Raw genomic sequence first — 1,100 nt, forward strand, 5'->3', positions numbered from 1 at the left:
CCTTCGAGGGCGATCCGGGCGGCGGCCTTGAGCTCGGGCTCGGTGTCCGGGGCGTCCTCCAGCCGGACGGCGGTCAGGCGGTCGTCGGCGGCCTGTGCGTCGGTCAGTCCCTTGCCGAGGAAGTCCCGCAGCGCGGCGGGGGTGTTGACCCGCAGCGCGGCGTCGGCGGCGGCCTTGACGGCCGGGCCGGCGTTGTCGCTGATGCGGGTGATCGTCAGCCGGTTGTCCGGCGCGGCGGCCTCGTCCCGGCCACTGGTCAGGAACGTGCCGACCTGGTCCGTGTTGCCCTGCAGCGCGGTGTAGGCGGCGGTGCGGACGGTGTCGCTGTCGGAGTCCGTGTAGATCTGCGTGGCTCGGTCGCGCGCGTCGTGCTCCTCGGCCTGCTTGCGGCCGCTCTTCAGGTAGGAGAACACGGCCGTGTCCGGGCCGGAGAGGGCCGCGTCGGCCGCCTTCTCCCCCCAGTCCCCGGAGATCTTGCGGGAGATGAGGGCGAGCTTGCGGCCGTCGGTGGAGACCTGCGCCGGGGTGGCGCCGGGCTGGTTGGCCAGCAGGGCGAGGCGGTCGGCCTCGGCCTTCGCCTTCTGGACCTCCTGGGCCGCCTGGTCGGTCTGCGCCTGCTTGTCGGCCTGGTCGGCCTTGGCCTTGCGGGCCTTCTCCACGGCGGCCGCGGTGCGGTTGGTCAGGTCCTCGGCCTCGGTGCGGCGGGCCAGGTCCTGGATCTCGTTGGCCTTGTCGACCGCGGTCTGGGCGTCCGTGGCGAAGCCGGAGGCGGCGTTCGCGTGGTCGGTGGACTCCTGCGCGGCGTTGCTGCTCTGACCGGCGTGGTCGGCGGCGTCCCGGGCGGCCTGGGCCGCGGCGGCGGCGTGCTCGCCCGCGGACTTCAGGAGCGCCGCGGCGGCCTCGGCCTTCGTGACGGCCTCGGCCGCCAGCTGCTGGGAGGCGGCGGCGGCACGGCCGGCCTCGGCGGCCGAGCGGCGCGTCGCGGCCGCGGCCTGCTTGGCCTTGGCCGACTGCCCGCCGGCGCTGTCCGCGTAGGCACCGGCCTGCTCGGCCGAACCCGCCGCGGAATCCGCGTTGCCCTTGGCGCTCAGCGCGGCACC

At 75.9% G+C, this 1,100-nt stretch carries 1 pseudogene; it reads right to left on the reverse strand.

Annotation, left to right across the window (positions count from 1 at the left end):
* Window positions 1-1,100: pseudogene (locus ACIQOV_RS42505) on the reverse strand (hypothetical protein); the annotation flags it as partial.

This window comes from Kitasatospora sp. NPDC091257, from assembly GCF_044757675.1.
Lineage (GTDB): Bacteria > Actinomycetota > Actinomycetes > Streptomycetales > Streptomycetaceae > Kitasatospora > Kitasatospora lactacystinica.